23 protein-coding genes are annotated in these 19,554 nt (G+C 56.3%); 15 read left to right on the forward strand and 8 right to left on the reverse strand.

Going from position 1 to position 19,554, the window contains the following annotated elements; genetic code table 11:
• The coding region (locus tag QZ517_RS15050) for an L-threonylcarbamoyladenylate synthase (protein WP_294228298.1) at positions 1–798 on the reverse strand (798 nt) is incomplete at its 3' end.
• Between the two features lie 115 nt (positions 799–913).
• On the opposite strand from QZ517_RS15050, the gene QZ517_RS15055 reads away from it, so the two are divergent.
• The 5 genes from QZ517_RS15055 (at position 914) to QZ517_RS15075 (ending at position 5,032) form a co-directional block, all read left to right on the forward strand.
• On the forward strand, positions 914–2,632 hold the full coding sequence (locus QZ517_RS15055; protein ID WP_294228300.1) for an acyl-CoA dehydrogenase: 1,719 nt from the start codon (positions 914–916) through the stop codon (positions 2,630–2,632).
• Positions 2,632–3,675, forward strand: coding sequence for an MBL fold metallo-hydrolase (locus tag QZ517_RS15060; protein WP_294228302.1), 1,044 nt, complete (start codon positions 2,632–2,634; stop codon positions 3,673–3,675). Before QZ517_RS15055 ends, QZ517_RS15060 begins: the two co-directional genes overlap by 1 nt.
• 15 nt (positions 3,676–3,690) lie before the next feature.
• Entirely contained in the window at positions 3,691–4,149 is a 459-nt protein-coding gene (locus QZ517_RS15065; protein ID WP_294228304.1) for a DUF6173 family protein, read from the forward strand.
• 92 nt (positions 4,150–4,241) lie between these two features.
• A complete protein-coding gene (locus tag QZ517_RS15070; RefSeq protein ID WP_294228306.1) occupies positions 4,242–4,376 on the forward strand; it encodes an aa3-type cytochrome c oxidase subunit IV in 135 nt (44 codons plus the stop codon).
• 26 nt (positions 4,377–4,402) lie between these two features.
• Positions 4,403–5,032 carry a hypothetical protein gene (locus QZ517_RS15075; RefSeq protein ID WP_294228308.1) on the forward strand — a complete coding sequence of 210 codons (630 nt, stop codon included), beginning with the start codon at positions 4,403–4,405 and terminating at the stop codon, positions 5,030–5,032.
• 105 nt (positions 5,033–5,137) lie between these two features.
• Here QZ517_RS15075 and QZ517_RS15080 read toward each other — a convergent pair whose 3' ends face one another.
• The gene (locus tag QZ517_RS15080) at positions 5,138–5,461 is read right to left on the reverse strand and encodes an AzlD domain-containing protein (RefSeq protein WP_294228310.1); all 324 of its coding nucleotides are present in this window, start codon (positions 5,459–5,461) and stop codon (positions 5,138–5,140) included.
• A complete protein-coding gene (locus QZ517_RS15085; RefSeq protein WP_294228312.1) occupies positions 5,458–6,171 on the reverse strand; it encodes an AzlC family ABC transporter permease in 714 nt (237 codons plus the stop codon). Before QZ517_RS15085 ends, QZ517_RS15080 begins: the two co-directional genes overlap by 4 nt.
• 148 nt (positions 6,172–6,319) lie before the next feature.
• On the opposite strand from QZ517_RS15085, the gene QZ517_RS15090 reads away from it, so the two are divergent.
• The 4 genes from QZ517_RS15090 (at position 6,320) to glp (ending at position 9,616) form a co-directional block, all read left to right on the forward strand.
• The gene (locus QZ517_RS15090) at positions 6,320–7,207 is read left to right on the forward strand and encodes a formate dehydrogenase accessory sulfurtransferase FdhD (protein WP_294228314.1); all 888 of its coding nucleotides are present in this window, start codon (positions 6,320–6,322) and stop codon (positions 7,205–7,207) included.
• The gene (mobA, locus tag QZ517_RS15095; RefSeq protein WP_294228316.1) at positions 7,204–7,824 is read left to right on the forward strand and encodes a molybdenum cofactor guanylyltransferase MobA; all 621 of its coding nucleotides are present in this window, start codon (positions 7,204–7,206) and stop codon (positions 7,822–7,824) included. The genes QZ517_RS15090 and mobA overlap by 4 nt, the downstream gene beginning before the upstream one ends.
• A 2-nt stretch (positions 7,825–7,826) precedes the next feature.
• Positions 7,827–8,324: a molybdopterin-guanine dinucleotide biosynthesis protein B gene (mobB, locus tag QZ517_RS15100; RefSeq protein ID WP_294228318.1), complete on the forward strand. Its 498-nt coding sequence runs from the start codon at positions 7,827–7,829 to the stop codon at positions 8,322–8,324.
• Between the two features lie 140 nt (positions 8,325–8,464).
• Positions 8,465–9,616 carry a gephyrin-like molybdotransferase Glp gene (gene glp / locus QZ517_RS15105; protein ID WP_294228337.1) on the forward strand — a complete coding sequence of 384 codons (1,152 nt, stop codon included), beginning with the start codon at positions 8,465–8,467 and terminating at the stop codon, positions 9,614–9,616.
• Between the two features lie 34 nt (positions 9,617–9,650).
• Here glp and QZ517_RS15110 read toward each other — a convergent pair whose 3' ends face one another.
• Both QZ517_RS15110 and greA read right to left on the reverse strand, forming a co-directional pair.
• Entirely contained in the window at positions 9,651–10,673 is a 1,023-nt protein-coding gene (locus tag QZ517_RS15110) for a hypothetical protein (RefSeq protein WP_294228320.1), read from the reverse strand.
• A gap of 26 nt (positions 10,674–10,699) precedes the next feature.
• Positions 10,700–11,170: a transcription elongation factor GreA gene (greA, locus tag QZ517_RS15115; RefSeq protein WP_294228322.1), complete on the reverse strand. Its 471-nt coding sequence runs from the start codon at positions 11,168–11,170 to the stop codon at positions 10,700–10,702.
• Positions 11,171–11,422: 252 nt separating this feature from the next.
• Between greA and QZ517_RS15120 the strand changes: the two genes are divergently transcribed.
• The 3 genes from QZ517_RS15120 to QZ517_RS15130 all read left to right on the forward strand — a co-directional run bounded on the left by QZ517_RS15120 (position 11,423) and on the right by QZ517_RS15130 (position 15,726).
• Positions 11,423–13,072: an electron transfer flavoprotein-ubiquinone oxidoreductase gene (locus QZ517_RS15120; RefSeq protein ID WP_294228324.1), complete on the forward strand. Its 1,650-nt coding sequence runs from the start codon at positions 11,423–11,425 to the stop codon at positions 13,070–13,072.
• 112 nt (positions 13,073–13,184) lie between these two features.
• Entirely contained in the window at positions 13,185–14,891 is a 1,707-nt protein-coding gene (locus tag QZ517_RS15125; protein WP_294228326.1) for a tetratricopeptide repeat protein, read from the forward strand.
• On the forward strand, positions 14,881–15,726 hold the full coding sequence (locus QZ517_RS15130; RefSeq protein ID WP_294228328.1) for a 4-(cytidine 5'-diphospho)-2-C-methyl-D-erythritol kinase: 846 nt from the start codon (positions 14,881–14,883) through the stop codon (positions 15,724–15,726). Before QZ517_RS15125 ends, QZ517_RS15130 begins: the two co-directional genes overlap by 11 nt.
• On the opposite strand, the gene QZ517_RS15135 is transcribed toward QZ517_RS15130, so the two are convergent.
• Positions 15,723–16,724 carry a polyprenyl synthetase family protein gene (locus QZ517_RS15135; RefSeq protein WP_294228330.1) on the reverse strand — a complete coding sequence of 334 codons (1,002 nt, stop codon included), beginning with the start codon at positions 16,722–16,724 and terminating at the stop codon, positions 15,723–15,725. The genes QZ517_RS15130 and QZ517_RS15135 overlap by 4 nt on opposite strands.
• A 59-nt stretch (positions 16,725–16,783) precedes the next feature.
• Here QZ517_RS15135 and QZ517_RS15140 point away from each other — a divergent pair, with 59 nt between their 5' ends.
• The 3 genes from QZ517_RS15140 (at position 16,784) to QZ517_RS15150 (ending at position 18,121) form a co-directional block, all read left to right on the forward strand.
• Entirely contained in the window at positions 16,784–17,005 is a 222-nt protein-coding gene (locus tag QZ517_RS15140) for a DUF2007 domain-containing protein (RefSeq protein ID WP_164644968.1), read from the forward strand.
• Positions 17,002–17,754, forward strand: coding sequence for a methyltransferase (locus QZ517_RS15145; protein WP_294228332.1), 753 nt, complete (start codon positions 17,002–17,004; stop codon positions 17,752–17,754). The genes QZ517_RS15140 and QZ517_RS15145 overlap by 4 nt, the downstream gene beginning before the upstream one ends.
• A 202-nt stretch (positions 17,755–17,956) precedes the next feature.
• Positions 17,957–18,121: a YdcH family protein gene (locus tag QZ517_RS15150; RefSeq protein ID WP_164644966.1), complete on the forward strand. Its 165-nt coding sequence runs from the start codon at positions 17,957–17,959 to the stop codon at positions 18,119–18,121.
• 3 nt (positions 18,122–18,124) lie between these two features.
• Here the strand turns inward: QZ517_RS15150 and QZ517_RS15155 are convergent, their stop codons facing one another.
• Positions 18,125–18,991, reverse strand: a complete 867-nt coding sequence (locus tag QZ517_RS15155) for an EamA family transporter (RefSeq protein WP_294228334.1) — start codon at positions 18,989–18,991, stop codon at positions 18,125–18,127.
• On the reverse strand, positions 18,988–19,554 hold a 567-nt coding region (locus tag QZ517_RS15160; protein WP_294228336.1), incomplete at its 5' end, for a LysR substrate-binding domain-containing protein. The genes QZ517_RS15160 and QZ517_RS15155, both read right to left, overlap by 4 nt.

Raw genomic sequence — 19,554 nt, forward strand, 5'->3', positions numbered from 1 at the left:
CAAATCGCCTGCGACACTTAGGTTCAGCGTTGCCCCTTCGACTTTGCCAAACCCCAAAAGCCGCTCGCCCACTGCTATCTCCACCGCGTTCAAGCGCACCGGCGCGCCCGGCGCGTAATGCGACAACATCTGCCCCGGTGCAGTCAGCGGATCAGCCTCTGACCGGATGACAACTGGACACCCCAACGCAGCTTCAATGGCTTCCTGCGGCAACCCACCGGGGCGCAACAATGTGGGTTCGTCAAACAGCCCGAGGATGGTGCTTTCCACCCCCACGCCGCATTCACCCCCGTCCACCACAGCTTCGATCCGGCCGGACAGGCCGTTGATCACATGTTGTGCGCGGGTAGGGCTGATCTTCCCTGAAGGATTGGCGGACGGCGCGGCCACAGGGCCACCAAATTCGCTAAGTAACGCATGCGCCACGGGATGCTCAGGCACGCGGATCGCCAGCGTTGGTAAGTTGGCTGTGACCAGCGGTGACAGCCCAGAATCAGCGCGCAGCGGCAACACAAGTGTGAGTGGTCCTGGCCAAAAGGCAGAGGCCAATCGGCCTGCCGTATCGGTCCAATGGACGTAGCGTTTTGCAGCAGCCACATCCGCCACATGCACAATCAACGGATTAAACGTCGGGCGGTTCTTCGCTTCAAAAATCCGCGCCACGGCTGTGTCCTGACGGGCATCCGCGCCAAGCCCGTATACCGTCTCGGTTGGGAATGAGACCAATCCGCCGCCATGCAAAAGTGAGGCGGCGCGGACATATCCAGACGCATCTGGCGAGAGGATTTCTGTATCCAAGGGGCGCTCCTGTGACGCTGCGTTCTTCTGTGATAGGCTCAACAAGACCCTTACCGTATGGCCCAAAGCTGCATACAAGCAGCAGCACTTATTGCCAAGCCTGCCGGAGAGACAGATGCCCTTTCGCGCCCCAGTAACCGATTTCCAGTTCCTTTTTGATCACGTGGTGGATTTTGCAAATGTCTCCGCAACCGAGCGCTTTGCCGATGCGGACCGTGACACCACCGAGGCGATCTTGCTGGAAGCAGGCAAAATGGTTGACGAAGTCATGGCCCCGGTGAATCGCAATGGCGATCTGGAACCCGCTGTGCTGGAAAACGGTGTGGTGCGCACCTCTCCAGGTTTTGCTGAGGCTTATAAGGCGATTGCCGACGGTGGCTGGATTTCCACCGGTGCCTCACCTGAATACGGCGGCATGGGCCTGCCACACACCATCACCACCGCCGTGAACGAGATGATGGCGGCGGGCTGCCTGTCGCTGCAGCTAAACCCGCTGATGACACAGGGCCAGATTGAGGCGCTGGAGCACCACGCGTCTGAGCAGATCAAAGCCACTTATCTGGAAAAGCTGATCACCGGCGAATGGGCTGGCACGATGAACCTGACCGAGCCTGCCGCAGGCTCTGACGTGGGGGCGCTGAGTTCCAAAGCCGTACCAAACGATGACGGCTCCTATGCCGTCTCGGGTCAGAAGATCTTCATCAGCTGGGGCGATAACGACTTCACCGGCAACGTTTGCCATCTGGTGCTTGCGCGTCTGCCCGACGGCGTGCCCGGCACCAAAGGCATCAGCCTCTTTATTGTACCAAAATACATCCCAGATGAGGCCGGTAATCCAGGCGTGGCCAACACCCTGGGTGTGGTGAGCCTGGAACACAAAATGGGCCTGCATGGCTCGCCCACGGCTGTGATGCAGTTTGACGGTGCCAAAGGCTGGCTTGTGGGCAACGCACACGACGGCATGAAATGCATGTTCACAATGATGAACAACGCCCGCCTTGGCGTGGGTGGTCAAGGTGTTGGTGCCGCCGAAGGCGCGTATCAAATGGCACTGGAATACGCTCTGGAACGCAAACAAGGCCGCACCCCAGTTGAGGGTGGCGGCACCATCATTGATCACGCTGACGTGCGCCGCATGCTGGCCGGCATGAAAGCAGACATCTTTGCCGCCCGCGCCATCGAAATGGCCTGCGCTGTGGCGATCGACATGGGCACCGCCACAGGCGAAAAAGAGTGGAAAGCCCGCGCCGCCTTCCTGACCCCAATTGCCAAAGCCTTTGGCACCGATGTGGGCATCAAAGTGTCTGAGGACGGTGTGCAGGTGCACGGCGGTATGGGCTTTATTGAAGAAACCGGCGCCGCACAATTCTCCCGAGATGTGCGCGTGACCGCGATCTATGAGGGGACTAATGGCATCCAATCCATGGACCTCGTGGCCCGCAAACTGATGGACGGCGGCGACGCAGCCTACGCTTTGCTCGATGAGATTGAAGACTGTGCTGAAAAGGTCCGCGAAAGCATGGCTGATCTGGCCGAACCGCTGTGGCAAGCCACCGAAACTCTGCGTGAAGCCACCGAATGGATGGTTGCCCAAGGCAATATGAACGATCGCTTTGCCGGCTCCGTGCCGTTCCTGCGCGGCTTTGCCCGTGTGCTGGGCGGCTACTATCACCTGCGCGCCGCCATTGCTGAAGATGGCAAAGGCCCACGTAGCAAATTGGCAAAATTCTACATTGCCCGTCTGTTGCCGGAACACGCCGGAGTGTTGGTGCACGCAATGCAGGGCGCAGAGGATCTCTACGCGATCACCGCCGAAGATCTGGGTGCGGCCTAATGCAAGACGGCGCGGCAGGTATCCGCTATCCTTGGGACACTCCTCCGGCTGAGGGCGAGGCCATCGAAGTGGCCAAAGGGGTCCTTTGGATGCGCCTGCCGCTGCCGATGAAACTCGATCACGTCAATGTTTATGCGCTGGACGAAGGCGACAGCTGGACCATCATCGACACTGGTTTTGACAGCAAACGCAGCCGTGCCATCTGGGAGACCCTGATGGCAGGCCCCTTGGGAGGCAAATCCGTGTCTCGTGTGGTGGTGACCCACCACCACCCAGACCACGTCGGCCTTGCAGGTTGGTTCCAATCCGAGCATGGCGCGAGTCTCTGGACCACGCGCACTGCCTGGCTGTTTGCGCGCATGTTGCAGTTGGACGAACAAGCCGTGCCACGGCAGGAAACCATGGAGTTCTACCGCGCCTGCGGCATGGACGAAGAAATCTACAATCAACGCGCCAGCGAACGCCCGTTCAATTTTGCTGACGTGGTTGCGCCTATGCCATTGGGCTTCAAACGCATCAAACAGGACGATGTGATTGAAATGGGTGGGCGTAAATGGACCGTGCATATCGGCAACGGCCATGCGCCTGAACACGCAACCTTCTGGAGCCAAGACGACAACCTTGTGCTGTCCGGCGATCAGATATTACCTTCGATCAGCTCCAACATCGGCGTCTATGCCACCGAGCCGGAAGCAGACCCCGTAGCCGATTGGCTGGAGGCCTGTGAGCGGCTTGCCAAATATGCCCGAGACGATCAGTTGATCCTCGGCGGTCACAAATTGCCCTTCACCGGTGCACCCCTGCGCATGCGGCAGTTGATCGACAACCACCACGGCGCACTAAAACGTCTGTTGGAGCACCTCGACACGCCGCAAACGGCCGCCGAGTGCTTCTTGCCGCTGTTCAAGCGTCAAATTGATGGCAGCGCCTATGGGCTTGCTCTTGTCGAAGCCCTTGCACATCTCAACCATCTTTATCAAGTTGGCGACATAAGCCGCACCACGCGCGAAGATGGCGCGTATCTGTGGCAACGGATCAACTAACAGGCGCGAACACCCATGACTGACGACATCAAAACCACCGCGGAGGCCATCGAAGCGGCAGCGCTGCCTCGTTTGTATGAAGTGCATTCTGACCCGGATGCCAAAGCGGTGGATGTGCCCGCAGAGATCGCCAAGCAATCAGTGAAGCAGAAAAGCGCCGCAGAATGGGCTTATGAGCGTCTGATCCTCTATATCCAAAACTTTGAAAAGCAGCTCGACAACGAACACGAAGTCGCGATGGGGTTTGTTGGCGGAGAGGCTGGCGTTCTGCGCATCGAAGGCATGGGCTTTTTTGATCCTGATATCGTCACGTTCTACGGTAGCGACAGCAGCGGCATCAAAACCCAGCTGGTGCAACATGTCAGTCAGCTCAACGTCATGCTGCGGGCGTTGCCGCAACAAAAAGACACTGGCGAAGCACCTTCACGGATTGGCTTCCGTTTGGCGGAAGGCCTCAAGAAAGACAGCGCTTAAGGCGCGCCGAAGATCCTGTGACACCTGAGTGGGTGACAGGACCAGATGAATCAGCTATCCAGCGCATTAAGCAGACAGGAAGGACTACTCCCATGGCGGAACACAAGCACGGCTCTATGAACACAGACGTACAAGAAAAGACTTTTGAAGGCTTCATCAAGGCGTCCACCTATGTGGCCTGCGCATCAATTGGCGTTCTGATCTTCCTGGCGATCTTTAACAGCTGATCGCTTTCGGGCGGGGGTGCCCTTTTATGATGATTTTGGTTCGTGGTTTGGCGCTACTGGCGCTGGTCGCCTCCGTGTCCGCCTGTTCTGTGCGCAACCCGGCGTCCGACAATTCGCCGGATGCGGCTGTGCAGGCCGCACGCTATTTGCATGACGGCCCTAAGCAGCTGACGCTCTATACCATGATATCCAACGAGAGCGGCTCCGGGGCCCACACCTCGTTGATGATCAACGGTAGCCAACGTGTGGCCTTTGATCCGGCGGGCTCCTTCCGTAAGGACGGCGCCATCGTTGCCAAAAACGACGTGGTCTACGGCATGACACCTTACATGGTGGATCAGTACACCCGCTTTCATGCGCGGGAAACCTACCATGTTGTCGTGCAGTCCATTGACGTAAGCCCACAGGTGGCGGAACTGGCACTGCGCAAGGCAGAAACTTTGGGACCGGTCACTGAAGCGCAATGTGCCAAGTCTACCTCGGCGTTGCTTCAGACGCTGCCTGGATTTGAGGACGCGCCACAGTCTTACTATCCACGTAAGCTGATGGACTACTTTGCCGCCAAAGGCGCGACCTATGATCGTCTGTTTGAGTATGACGATGACGACAAGTCCAAGGTGCTTGCGGCTTTTGTACCGGAATACGAGCGCCAGTAACACTTCGCAAATGATGCACAGAAGCGCCCTACGGGGCGTTTTTTTGTGCGCAGATCGCCACAGTCGTAAAACAGTCGCGATACAGACGCTATACCGACGTGGTTTTTAGAGGAAATACAGCCCCAGAAACAGCGCCGCCGCGCCGCTGAAGATGGCGGCCAAAACGTTCTTGGTCAGGTAGCCAACCCCCAAAGTAACCAGCGCTGCCGAAAGCCGCGCCGGGTCCGGTTGCCCACCTGTGGCCGCGGGCCAAAGCACCAAAGGCGCGACCAATCCCGGCAATACCGCCACGGCAGTATAGCGCAGATGGCGCAGCACCCATTCTGGCATTTCCCGGTCGCCAATCACCCCCAAAAACAGGAAGCGCAGTCCAAAACTGCCCAACCCCATGGCAATGATGATCACCCAAATGGTTGTGCTTTCACTCATGCCATGTCCTTGTTTTCAGTGCGCAATTCAACAAAGGCACCGGTCATCATGCCAGCAATGCCCGCCACTATTAGCCCAAGGTTCCATGGCAGGAAGGCAAACAGCAGCGCGCAGATCACAGAGACCACAGCTGCCGCGACATGGGCTTTTGTGCGCAGCATGGGGCCAATCATTGCGAGGAAGGTGATGGGCACCGCAAAATCGAGTGCAAAGCTGTCTGGAATGGACTGGCCCACCAATGCGCCAACCAGCGTTGCAAGGTACCAGTTTGGTAAAACCGGCGCGATAGCCCCCGCAAAATAGGAGGTTTTTTGCGCCAGCGTCATCTCCGGCCGTTTCTCGTATTCCATGACCGACAGCGCGTAACTCTGGTCCACCAAACTATACGCCACCAACGCCCGTCGCCACGCTGGAAGGGCTCCAAGATGCGGCGTCATCGAGGCTGAATACATCGCCATCCGCAGGTTCACAGCAAGGGCTGAGGCAATCACCACAAGGGTTGGCGCGTTGTCAGCCATCAGTTGCAATGCCGTAAACTGCGCAGCACCCGCAATCACCACAATCGAGAAGCTCATCACCTGCACCAATGGCAAGCCTGCCTCCGTCGCCACTACGCCAAACAACATGCCAAACGGCCCAACTACCAACACAAACGGCAATCCATCTCGAAAGCCGCGCCAGAAGTTTGATCTGTCCCAATAAGAAGCCATACAAGCCTCGCTGAAATGCACCTTTGTCGGGGTAGCGAACTGCGCGCGCCTACGCAAGTTTTTGGACGCGAAGTCGCAGCAAAGTTTTTGATGGTGGCAATGCCAAATGATCATCACTAGGTTGCCTGTAAATTATCGGAGACACCTCATGGCCGACACGCCGGATCTGGCACAGTATTTGATCGCTCCCGACCCCAAAGCCCCACGGCTTACCAGGGCGGTTGTTGGTGTCGACCATCTTGGGCATGAAACAGAAATTTCCGTTGTAGAAGAACGTCCTCTGACGATTTACCTCAATAGTCAGGAGATCGTGACCGCGATGACAATTGGGGACTATCCCGAGTATCTCGCAGTAGGTTTCTTACGCAATCAGGGCATGCTGCGTGACGGCGATGTGGTCACGCGGGTGGATTATGATGAAGAGCTGGAAGTGGTTGTTGTTCGCACTGAAACAGAGACAAACCACGAGGAAAAGCTGAAGAAAAAGACGCGCACGTCTGGTTGTGCAGTGGGCACTGTTTTTGGCGATATGATGGAGGGGTTAGACGGCGTCATTCTGCCAGATACACAAGTGAAAACCAGCGACCTTTATGCGCTTGCAAACACCATCAATCGCACCCCATCTTTGTACCTCGAAGCGGGTGCAATTCATGGTAGTGTCTTGTGCCAAGGCGCACGACCGTTGGTCTACATGGAAGACGTGGGGCGCCACAACGCCGTTGATAAAATCTCTGGCTGGATGTTTCAGCACAAAGCCCCCGCAGCGGACAAGATGATGTACACCACAGGGCGTTTGACCTCTGAAATGGTGATCAAATGCGCGTTGATGGGCATACCGGTTTTGGCGTCCAGATCTGGGTTCACTGCATGGGGCGTGGAGATCGCGCGGCAAGTTGGCCTGACGGTAATTGGTCGCATGCGCGGCCAGCGCTTTGTCTGTCTCAGCGGCGAAGAACGCTTGCTGCGCGACGTTGACCCAGCCAGCGTGCCTGAAGAAGAAAAGAAACACGCTCGCAAAGGGGGGTATCGCAAATGAAACAGCCTCTTGGCGTAATATTGGCTGGCGGGAAAGCAACCCGCATGGGCGGGGGGGACAAGGGGCGCTTGTCTCTTGGTGGCAAGTCGATTTTGCAACATGTCATTGAGCGCTTGGAGCCGCAGGTGGCTGGTTTGGCAATCAATGCCAATGGCGACCCCGCGCGGTTTGAAGATATTGATATGCCAGTCATTCCGGACTCCCTGGCAGAGTTTCCAGGGCCGTTGGCAGGCGTGTTGGCTGGCCTGGACTGGGCGGCGGAGCAGGGGGCAGATGCCATTGTTACGGCAGCAGCAGATACGCCGTTTTTCCCCTGTGATCTGGTTCCGCACCTGCTGTTGGCGGCGGAGGGCGGGCCACATCCTTTGGCGCTTGCAGCGTCCGGAGAACCGGGCGGCAAACTGTGGCGGCAACCGACCTTTGGCCTCTGGCCTGTGGCATTGCGGAACGACCTGCGAACAGCGCTGGAAAACGGCCTGCGCAAAGTTGTGATCTGGACCGACAAACATGATGCAGGTCAAGCCGTCTTTGTCCAAAGCGGGATAGACCCCTTTTTCAATGTGAATACGCCGGAAGACCTCGCAGAGGCTCGCCGGATTGCTGGAGAGATAAAATAACAATGCAGGTCTATGGCGTTGTCGGGTGGAAGAACTCGGGTAAGACAGGATTGATGGAGCGCTTGGTGACCGAAATCACAGCGCGCGGCATCAGCGTGTCCACTGTTAAACACGCACACCACAGTTTTGACGTGGATCATCCTGGAAAGGACAGTCATCGGCATCGTATGGCTGGCGCGAGCGAGGTACTACTGGCGAGCAAAAGCCGTTGGGCACTGATGCATGAACTTCGCGATGAAGATGAGCCCACGTTGGAAGAGTTGCTTGGCAAGCTCTCGGATGTCGATTTGGTCTTGGTCGAAGGTTACAAGCGTGATGCGCACCCAAAAGTTGAGGCGCACCGGAGGGAAACGGGTAACTCTTTGATTTCTCCGGGTGACCCAACAATTCGCGCAATTGCTAGCGACGTATCTTTGGACTGTGAAAAGCCGATCTTTGATTTGAATGACACAAAGGCGATTGCTGATTTCATTCTGTCCGATCTTGGTTTGTCTGCGTAACACAACAGAGGGAGGACAATGTGTCTAAAAAAGCCGATCTGGTACCGCCGCCACTCAAGAATAATTGTTTTTCATTGCCAGCGGACACACATTGGACCCCCGTAGCTGAGGCGTTGGCGCTCCTTAAGAAGCGTTTGCATGTGTGCGTAGGTACAGAGCGTGTGCCTCTTGCGCAGGCATGTGGGCGCATTCTTTCTGAGGACATATCTGCTCAGCGTTCTAATCCACCGTTGCCAAATTCCGCAGTGGACGGATACGGGCTGCGGCATGAAGACATTGTGGATGGACCCCAAAATATTCCGCTGGTTGAAGGACGTTCTGCTGCTGGAGCACCTTTTCAGGGGGCAGTGCCGGCAAGTCACGCCGTGCGGATCCTCACGGGTGCGACAATCCCCGAGGGGGTTGATACTGTCATCCTTCAGGAAGATGTGGCCACTGATGGCAGTGCCGTTGCTTTCCATGGACCGCTCAAAAAAGGAAGCAACACCCGATCCGCTGGGGAGGACGTAATGTCTGGCGGTCTCATTTTGGCAAAGGAGCGGCGGATTGTTCCTGCGGATCTTGCGCTGGCCGCGGCCACGGGCGTATCACACCTCAATGTTTTCAAACGTTTGCGTGTTGCTGTGGTGTCAACGGGGGATGAGTTGGCGGAACCAGGAACCGAAGCCCGGCCTGATCAGATTTTCGATGCCAATCGGCCAATGCTGTTAGCGATGATCGCTCAGTTTGGATTTGACCCTGTGGATATGGGACGTGCGCCCGATGATCGGGAAGCGTTAAAAGGTTTCCTGGACGAGGCTGCAAGTCGCTCTGATTTAATTTTGACGTCCGGGGGCGCGTCCGCGGGTGACGAGGATCATATGTCGGCATTGCTCAACGAGACCGGCTCAATGACCTTGTGGCGTTTGGCTGTGAAACCCGGTCGCCCTTTGGCCTTAGGGATGTGGGCCAATACGCCGGTCTTTGGACTGCCTGGCAACCCTGTGGCGGCAAAAGTCTGTACACTAATCTTCGCCAAGCCTGCAATGGATGCGCTTGGTGGCGCTGGTTGGAGCGATCCGGTTGGGCTTGAGGTTCCTGCGGCGTTTATCAAATCCAAAAAGGCAGGGCGCCGTGAGTATTTGCGCGCAAGGCTACGCGATGGATGCGCTGAGGTGTTTAGATCAGAAGGATCTGGCCGGATCAGTGGGTTAAGCTGGGCCGAGGGGTTGGTAGAGCTGCCAGATGAGGCGCTTGATGTCCAAGAAGGTACGACGGTGCTTTATTACCCTTATTCCGCCTTCGGACTGTAAACAAAAAGGGCGCTTCCTAGAGCGCTCTTTTTGTTTAGTCAAAGATACCGGCAACCCGCCCAAGCAACATAAAGGCGCGGGCTGTGCGGGTTTCCGAGAGTGCGGCAATATCCGCATCTGACGCGGTTTCTTCAAATTCGACAAAGCACTTATCGAACCTGCGTAGGAAGTGATGCGCGGCGTCTCTAAAAATTGGATCTTGTTTCATGCGGCCAGCGGCCAAGGCCAAAGAACTGCGGTCTCGCACGCCTCCAAGTGCTGCAATTGGCTTGCCACGTTCACCTGCCGCAAAACGACGCCAGATATCCGGGCGTGCCAGGTCAGGGCGCAAGTCATCCATATAGATGCCATCTTGGCTCAAGAGTGTGAGCACGTCCTGGCTTGCTTGGATAAGCTGAGCTGATTGCCGATCTCGCAACGCTTTACGCAGAGCGGCAAAGCCCCCTGCGTCGTCTGCATCTTCCGGGAAGTTCAGCGCTTGGATGAAATCTGTCCGAGGCAGGGGCGGCGATAGCTCTTCGGCTGGCGTCCCCAAAGCCAACGTGCCTTGATCCGCAAGGTCATCTGCCCGGGTTTCGACTTCTGCAGGTTTGCGGATGCTGTCATCTCGCTCGCGGTTGGAAGAGAATGTGGCCAGAGCGGTTTCCGTCTTGCGCGTTGCAGCAGCAATCTCGTCCAGCTTCTTGGCAACAGATGGTTCAACGCCTTGCTGTGCCTGAACACCTTGCGCTTGGTTGACATAGGTCCGGCGCATCGCGTCGATCGCGGCCTGAAGGCGCGCACTTTCTTCGCGCATCACCCGAGATGAACGGGCAGCGGTAGCGGCCACCCAGATCATTGCGACCGGCATAAAAACAGCCAAGAGCGTCATGAGAAACTGAAGGCCACTTGCGCCGTCAACAGGATTATGTTCCAGCACTAAGAAAAACACGACAGAGCCGACAAGCCAAACAAAGCTTAGGCCAACCGCAATCACTTCAATTGAGGTGACTTTAGGGCTGTTTGGTCTGTCATAAATTCCCAGTGGGGTTGGCTGGGAGGCTGTGTCGTCTTTCATGCGAGGCCGCATCTTAACTATCTGGTTCACTGAAAAGAAATACTTAGAACTTCGTAACCTTTTTCGCCGCCTGGGGTGCGAACTTCAACGCTGTCGCCTTCCTCTTTTCCAATCAGGGCGCGGGCGATGGGAGACTTGATATTGAGTAGGCCTTTTTCAACGTTGGCTTCATGTTCACCAACAATCTGCCAGGTCTTTTCTTCGTCGGTGTCTTCATCCACCAAAGTCACTGTTGCGCCAAATTTGATGGTGCCAGACAGAGTGGCTGGGTCGATTACTTCTGCCAACCCAATCACCGCTTCAAGTTCCTTGACGCGGCCTTCGATGAAACCCTGTTTTTCGCGCGCGGAATGGTATTCAGCGTTCTCTTTAAGGTCGCCAAGCTCACGGGCAGAGGCAATTGCCTCGATGATCGCGGGGCGTTCCACCGTTTTCAACTGCTTCAATTCCGCTTCAAGCGCCGTGTGGCCGGCGCGGGTCATTGGTATTTTTTCCATGGGTGCGGTCTCGTTGGTCATTGGCTGCCAAAATGGGATGGGCAGCGGTCTGTATTACGTACTAGCTCGGCAGAGTGCCCTGAGACCGCTTTCAAATGCAAGAGTGGAAGACATTGCAAGGAGAATTATGCTGCACTGCTGCAAAATTGCTCAAATGGGTCGAAATGTCGTGGGGTTCCGATTGACGGATTGATTATAGTCAGGCTAGCAGATGCGAAAGATAATTACCCAGCGATCCGGGAAGGGAAGCCAATGTCGGAAATCGAACGCGAAGCCATGGAGTATGACGTTGTTATCGTTGGTGCAGGTCCTGCTGGCCTGTCTGCTGCGATCCGTTTGAAGCAATTGGACGCCGACCTTGATGTTGTTGTCTTGGAAAAAGGGTCCGAGGTCGGGGCTCATATCCTGTCCGGCGCGGTACTTGATCCTTGCGGCCTTGATGCTTTGATTCCCGATTGGAAAGAAAAAGGCGCGCCGTTGAACACTCCGGTGAAAGAAGACAATTTCTACATGCTGGGTGCAGCAGGCGAAATCCGCGTGCCGAACTTCCCTATGCCTCCGCTGATGAACAACCATGGCAACTACATCGTTTCAATGGGCAATGTCTGTCGCTGGATGGCGGAGCAAGCTGAAGAGTTAGGCGTGGAAATTTTCCCGGGTATGGCGTGTTCAGAGTTGGTGTACGGAGACAACGGCGAAGTCAAAGGTGTTGTTGCTGGCGTCTTTGGTCTGGAAGAAGACGGCTCTTACGGCCCGAACACAGAACCAGGTATGGAACTGCATGGCAAATATGTGTTCCTGTCAGAAGGTGTGCGCGGATCGCTCGCGAAAGAAGTGATTGCCAAATACAATCTTCAGGACGGCAAAGAGCCACAAAAATTTGGCCTTGGCATGAAAGAAATCTGGGAAATCGACCCTGCCAAGCATAACGAAGGTGAAGTCACACACACGATGGGCTGGCCGCTAGGCAGCAACGCGGGCGGCGGCTCTTTCATCTATCATCTGGAAAACAATCAAGTTTATGTCGGCTTTGTGGTGCATCTGAACTACAAGAACCCGCATCTCTTCCCGTACATGGAGTTCCAGCGCTTTAAGCATCATCCAAAGATTGCTGAGCTATTGGAAGGTGGCAAGCGTGTGGCTTACGGCGCGCGGGCGATCTCAGAGGGCGGATACCAGTCGATGCCGAAGATGGTGGCGCCGGGCGTTGCGCTGCTTGGGTGCTCGGTAGGCATGGTCAACGTTCCACGCATCAAGGGCAACCACAACGCGATGCTTTCTGGCAAGGCGGCGGCCGAGGCGGCCTTTGAAGCAATCCAGGCGGATCGTTCAGGCGATGAATTGAGTAACTATGAAATCGACGTGCGCAGCGGTGAAATTGGCAAAGACCTCAAAAAGGTGCGCAATGTAAAACCGATTTGGTCCAAGTGGGGTCTGACGGCGTCTTTGATGCTGGGCGGTTTGGATATGTGGACAAACACGCTCGGCTTCTCTCTGTTTGGCACGGTGAAGCATGGCAAGAATGACGCTGAGGCCACTGAGGAAGCGAGTAAACACGAGCCAATCGACTATCCGAAGCCGGATGGGAAACTATCTTTTGACCGTTTGACCAACGTTAGCTTCTCGATGACCAACCACGAAGAAAGCCAGCCGTGTCACCTGCGTTTGGCGGATGAAAATGTGCCGGTTGCTGTGAACTTGCCAAAGTTTGCGGAACCCGCGCAGCGCTACTGCCCAGCAGGCGTGTACGAAATTGTGGAGGAAGAGGGTAAAGATCCGCGTTTTGTTGTGAACTTCCAGAACTGTGTACACTGCAAAACATGCGACATCAAAGATCCAAGTCAAAACATCACTTGGGTGTCTCCCCAAGGCGGTGATGGGCCGAATTACCCGAACATGTGATCGTAACACGCGGAATTTTTACCAAAACATGGGGCGGCCAATAGGTCGCCCCATTGCGTGTCGTCAGCCCCCCGACTACCTTTGTTACGAGAATAGAGCATGGGAGTCTCACGTGGCCGGTCAATTTCTAAAAACAGTTGCGATTTCCGCGCTCCTGGCAACCACATCATTGCCGGTTCATGCCGATGGGATGGCTGGGGCTTACCTGGCCGCACGTCAGGCAAGTTACGTTTCTGACTACGCGGCGGCGGCACGGTACTACAGCGATGCATTGTCCAAAGACCCTAGTAACCCAGCGCTTCAAGAAAATGCGGTGTTGGCGTTTTTGTCGTTGGGGCAAATTGATCGCGCCATGCCCATTGCTCGCAAGATGGATGCGGACGGTCACCAAAGTCAAATTGCTGAGATGGCAATTACCGCAGGTTTGGTTGAGGACGAGAACTACAGCGAGCTGGTTGAGCGCCTTGAGGGTGCCGGTGTTGGGCCGTTAGTTGACGGGTTGATGAAAGCTTGGGCGCACATCGGTAGCGGAGCTATGTCAGAAGCATTAGCGGCTTTTGATGATGTGTCCAAGGAGCAAGGTCTTGGCGGGTTTGCCGCCTACCACAAAGCTCTGGCCCTAGCTTCAGTGGGGGACTTTGAGGGCGCACATGCGATCTTCGTTGAAGGCGCTATGAACGGAATGCAGTCTACCCGACGTGGCGTCGTGAGCGAGGTGGAAATTCTTTCGCAGTTGGAGCGCAATGAGGATGCGATCCAGCGTCTGGATGATGCGTTTGGTGCGGACCTTGATCCCGAGTTGAGGATGTTGCGCGAACGCCTTGTTGCGGGTGAGGCGGTGCCGTTTACGCATGTCGGGTCGGCTGCCGACGGAATTGCGGAGGTGTACTTCTCGATCGCAAATGCGTTGAGAAATGAGGCAAATGCGGACTACACATTGCTCTATGCAAGGCTGGCAGAGTATCTGCGGCCAGACCACACAGAAGCCTTGTTGTTGACCGCGGAGCTATTGGAAACCTTAGGGCGCTATGAACTAGCGTCTCAAACGTATCAGAAAGTGCCCGCAGACGATCCATCATTTCACGCGGCCGAGTTGGGGCGTGCGGAAGCTCTAAGGGAGGCCGGGAAAATTGAGGCGGCCATGGAGGTTTTGGAAGCTCTGACCCGCAGCCAGTCAGACTTGCCATATGCACATACGGCTTTGGGAGATCTACGACGCCAGGAGAAGAACTTTGAGGGTGCGATCTCTTCGTATGACACGGCCATTGGGCTCTATGACACCCTGGAAATGCGTCAGTGGTTCTTGTTTTATGCGCGTGCCATCAGCCATGAACGCCTGGGAAACTGGGAAGCCGCAGAAGCCGATTTCCGCAAGGCGTTGGAACTGAACCCTGAGCAACCGCAGGTGCTTAACTACCTTGGCTATTCGCTGGTCGAAAAGCAGATCAAACTAGACGAGGCGTTGAGCATGATTGAGCGTGCTGTCGCGGCACGTCCTGACAGCGGATACATAGTTGATAGTCTTGCTTGGGTGTTGTTCCGCATGGGGCGCTACGAGGAAGCGGTTGGGCCAATGGAGCGAGCCAGTGAACTGATGCCGGTTGATCCAGTTGTGACAGACCATCTGGGTGATGTGTATTGGGCAGTTGGGCGTGAGCTTGAGGCGCAGTTTCAATGGCGGCGTGCGTTGAGCTTTGTGGATGAAGAGACCGCGGAAGAGGCCAAGCCCGACCGCATTCGCCGCAAACTTGATGTGGGCTTGGACGTTGTACTTGAAGAGGAAGGCGCAGAGCCTTTGACGGCGACGGATGGCAATTGAGGCTTTTGCGCCCGCTAAAATCAACCTGACATTACATGTGACCGGGCGACGGGCAGACGGTTACCATCAATTGGACTCGTTGGTGATGCTAACGGACGTTGGGGATCGTTTGACTGTGGAGAAGGCGCGCGAAACCAGCTTGACCGTGGTGGGGCCAATGGCTGCGGGGGTCCCGACCGACCGTAGCAATTTGGTAATCCGTGCGGCGGAGATGCTGGGCGTGTCGGCGAAGATCACGTTGCACAAATCGCTGCCTGCGATGGCTGGCATTGGGGGCGGCTCGTCTGATGGGGCCGCTGCGATCCGTGCGCTATGTGCTTTGTACGACCTGCCGCGACCTGACCGAGAAACGCTTTCCTCTTTGGGGGCTGATGTCCCGGTGTGTATGGAGTCGGAGCTTGTCCGTATGCGGGGTATTGGGGAAGACATTGACCGATTGGATACTCCACCGGACTGGTCGATGCTGCTTGTGAACCCTCGCGTATCAGTTTCGACCCCTCGGGTGTTTGATGAGATGGACGAGAGGGATAACCCATTGATGGATAGCCCTTTCCCAAAATGGCAGGACTTTGATGGAGTGATCAATTGGCTCGCACACCAGAGAAATGACATGCAGGCGGCAGCGGTTGGACTGCAGCCAGTGATCGGACAGGTGTTAGCCGAGCTGTCGCAGACCAACGGATGCGCGTTGACGCGGATGTCGGGCTCGGGGGCGACGTGCTTTGCGGTCTTTAAAAACGCATCAGAACGCGATGCAGCATTAGAGCTGTTGCGCCACCGACATCCTGACTGGTGGTGTGTTGCGACGCAGAGGGTTGGGGCGCGGTTCGCTTAGTTCAGGCGCGCGACAACGTAGTCGGCGATGCCGGACAGCAAGCCACGGATTTCGTGGTCTGGAAGTTTTTTCACTGCGTCCTTGGCTTTTTCTGCCCACTGCATTGCGTCGTCGCGGGTGCGAGTCAAAGTGTTGTATTTGTCCATAAGCGAAAGCGCATGATCTAGGTCGCCGTCTTCTTGGCGACCTTTTTCAATTGTGCGTTCCCAGAAGATGCGTTCCTCGTCGGTGGCCTGTGCAACGGCTTTGATCACCGGCAACGTTAACTTTCTTTCGCGGAAATCGTCGCCCACATTTTTGCCGGTTTGGGCTGAGTCGCCCTGATAATCGAGCAGGTCATCTGCAATCTGAAACGCGATGCCTAGCGCGTCACCGTAGTCAAACAATGCCTGCACATGCTCCGCATCCGCGCCTGCGATCACACCGCCGACTTCGGTTGCTGCCGAAAACAAAGCCGCGGTCTTTCCTCGTACCACCTGTAGGTAAATATCCTCGTTGGTCGAGAGATCGGTGGCGGCGGTGAGCTGCAACACCTCACCTTCCGCAATGGTTGCAGAGGCATTGGACAGAATGCGCAAAACGTCGATGTTGTTGGTTTCGGTCATCAGTTGGAAGCTGCGGGAGAACAGGTAGTCTCCTACCAATACCGAGCTTTTGTTGTCCCAAAGCAGGTTGGCTGTGGGGCGTCCACGGCGTTGCTCGCTTTCGTCCACGACATCATCATGCAGCAAAGTAGCCGTGTGAATAAACTCAACAGTTGCCGCGAGGTGCACGTGATAGGGGCCGTCATAACCACACAATTTGGCGGCAGCCAAAGTCAGCATAGGGCGCAAGCGTTTGCCACCTGCACCAACCAAATGCGCGGTCACTTCTGGAATACGAGGCGCATGTTTGGAGGCCATGCGGGCCTCGATCAGGGAATTCACCGCTTCCATATCATCGCGCAGCAGGACTGCGAGGGCTTCGTGCGGCTTGCTTGCGGCGTGATCGAGACTCATATTGGACTTCCTGTCGTGAGGGGTCGACATTGGCCGTCCCCTAACCTTACATCGTTATTATGAAAGAGCTTTTGCGTAGCACAGATCCAACCACCATCGCCTTTGCCACAGCCCTGCTTCAGGGGGAGGGTATAGCCTGCTTTGAAATGGACGTAAACATGAGCGTCCTGGAAGGAAGCATTGGCATATTGCCGCGCCGATTGATGGTGCGCACAGAAGAATTGCAACAGGCAGAACGGGTTATGCTTGATAATGACATCGCGTTGGGGCGGGCGTTGTGAGTGCAGAGCTGACCCAAAACGATTTTTTGAATGGCCGCGTGACCTTATGGCAACCCAAAGACGGTTATCGCGCGGGGGTTGATCCAGTTTTGTTGGCGGCAACAATCCCGGCCAAGGCTGGAGCGCGGGTGTTGGAATTGGGCAGCGGGGCCGGGGCCGCGTTCCTGTGTTTGGCGAAACGTGTGCCGAACCTGATAGTTCACGCTGTGGAATTGCAGCAGGACTATGCTGCGTTGGCGCATCGCAATGCCAAAGAGAATGGTGTGGATGCGACGATCTGGGAAGCTGATTTGGCTGCATTGCCAATGGAGCTACGTCAGTTGCAGTTTGACCATGTCTTTGCCAACCCTCCTTACTTTGATCGCGCTGCGAGCACTGCCGCGCAAGATGCTGGTCGCGATGTTGCAATGGGGGAGGACACCCCGCTGGACACCTGGGTTGCGGTGGCGGCAAAGCGGCTTGCGGTCAAAGGTACAGCCACATTTGTGCACCGAGCGGAACGTCTGTTGGACTTGTTGTCCGCGATGCAGGGTGTGCTTGGCTCTGTGCAAGTGATGCCTTTGCAGGCGCGAACCGGTCGAGACGCAAACTTGGTACTGGTGCGCGGTGTCAAAGGTGGGCGTGCGGCGTTTCGCTTACATGCGCCGGTTCGGATGCATGAGGGGGAGGCGCACACCCAAGATGGAGAAAGCTATACAGCCCAAATTCGGTCCGTTTTGCGCGACGGGGCTGCGCTCCCATTCCCTTAAATCGTGAACGCAACGCTCGGGTCAGTAAGTCTGTCTGATTCTGCCAAAATCCACGTCGGTATCACGTCGGTATTACGACTGTTTTGCGACTGCGTCGGCGGAAATTTTCCAGTGTTAAGAATACGTCACAAGTGGCACGTGACAGGCGGCAAAAACTGTGGTGCACTGGGGTTGTTACATATTGTTTGCATAGGAGAACATGATGAGCGTAAGCGCACACCTCGAAGAGCTGAAACGCAAGCACGAAACCCTCTCTGACCAAGTCGAACAAGAACAACGCGCCCCTGGCAGCAGTGATCTTGATGTCGCGGAACTTAAAAAGCAGAAACTCCGCCTCAAAGAAGAAATCACGCGATTATCCGCATAACGCCTAGCTAGATTTCAAGCTGGCGCGCGCGGCAAGCACCGCGCCGCCAGTGATCAGCAAGGCGGCAGCCCCCAGATGCAAGGTGGGCTCTGCAAAACCAGCCAACACCAACACAATGGTCGACAACAATGGCGCCGCATAAGAGGCGGTGCCCAAAAGTTGAATGTCGCCGCGTTTGACCCCCACATCCCAGACATAAAATGCCAGTCCAACCGGGCCGAGGCCGAGCGCGAAGACTGAAGCCCATGTGAGTGTGTCGGTGGGCCAGATGGTGTCTTCGAGTAGGAGGTGCAGCCCTGTGGAGAGTGCTGCAGTTGCGAGACAAAAGACCACAACAGAGACGGTTGGAATGTCGCCAAGGCGGCGCGACAGGATAGAGTAGCTTGACCAGGTGAACGCACAGGCCAGGGCCAGGCCATAGCCGGGTAGGTGGGTTGGGTTGAAACCAAGGCCTCCGCCGCCAATGATCAGAGCGGCACCAAGAAAGCCAAGGCATGCGCCCAAGAGATGTCCTGTGCGGAGGCTTTCGCCGGGCAGCAGGCCAGACATCAGTACAATCAGAAGGGGCCAAAGGTAGGCGATCAGCCCGGCCTCGGCGGCCGGAGCAAGGCGCAGGGCTGAGAAATACAATATGTGATAGCCGAAGAGGCCGACGGTGCCAAAGAGGTAAATTCTCAATGGGATGTTGCGGAGTGCTCGCCACTCGCCGGTCGCAATTGCCCAGATGACTCCCAATGTGCCGCCGACGGTGAAGCAAAGTGCGTTGAGCATAAGCGGCGGGGTTGGGGCGCTGCCCACTGTAAACAAGGCAAGCAGAGCCCAGAGCAGCACGGCAATAAAGCCAACTGCAGTCGCTTTGGTGCGGGTCATTTGGTGGGAATCTCCTCGATCGGCGTGATGATCAAGTTTTGAGTCACTTCGGCTGTTTTGTCTATCTCTGCCATCATCCAATCGCGCAGGGCGGCGATGTGTGGACGGCTTTGAGTGCCGTCCCGACACACGAAGCGGAAGCGTGCCTGCAGCCAGATGGCGTGTTTGTACGGCGCAACAAGGCGACCTTCGTGGATGTCCTTCACCACCAACGCACGGCGACCAAGGGCGATGCCCGCTCCAGCCAGCGCGGCGTCAATGCTGTGGTCCGCGCCTGTGAAGCGTGGCCCGTGGGTGGTGTCGATGTTGAGGTTCATCAGGCGACACCAGGCAGCCCAATCAGCCCGCGGGCGCAGGAAATCGATGGATTCGTCATGGATCAGCGTGGCGTCTTTCAGGCTTTCCGGCGTTGGGAAGCGTTCCGCCATTTCCGGGGTCATCACAGGGCTGACCCATTCGCGGGCCATGGGGGACGTCCAAAGGCCGGGCTCTTCCTGGTTGATGCCAAAGCGGATGGCGACGTCGACTTCATCTCGGTCGAAATCCAAATTGCGCAGGGTGGC

Source organism: uncultured Shimia sp., from assembly GCF_913054185.1.
Taxonomy (GTDB): domain Bacteria; phylum Pseudomonadota; class Alphaproteobacteria; order Rhodobacterales; family Rhodobacteraceae; genus Shimia.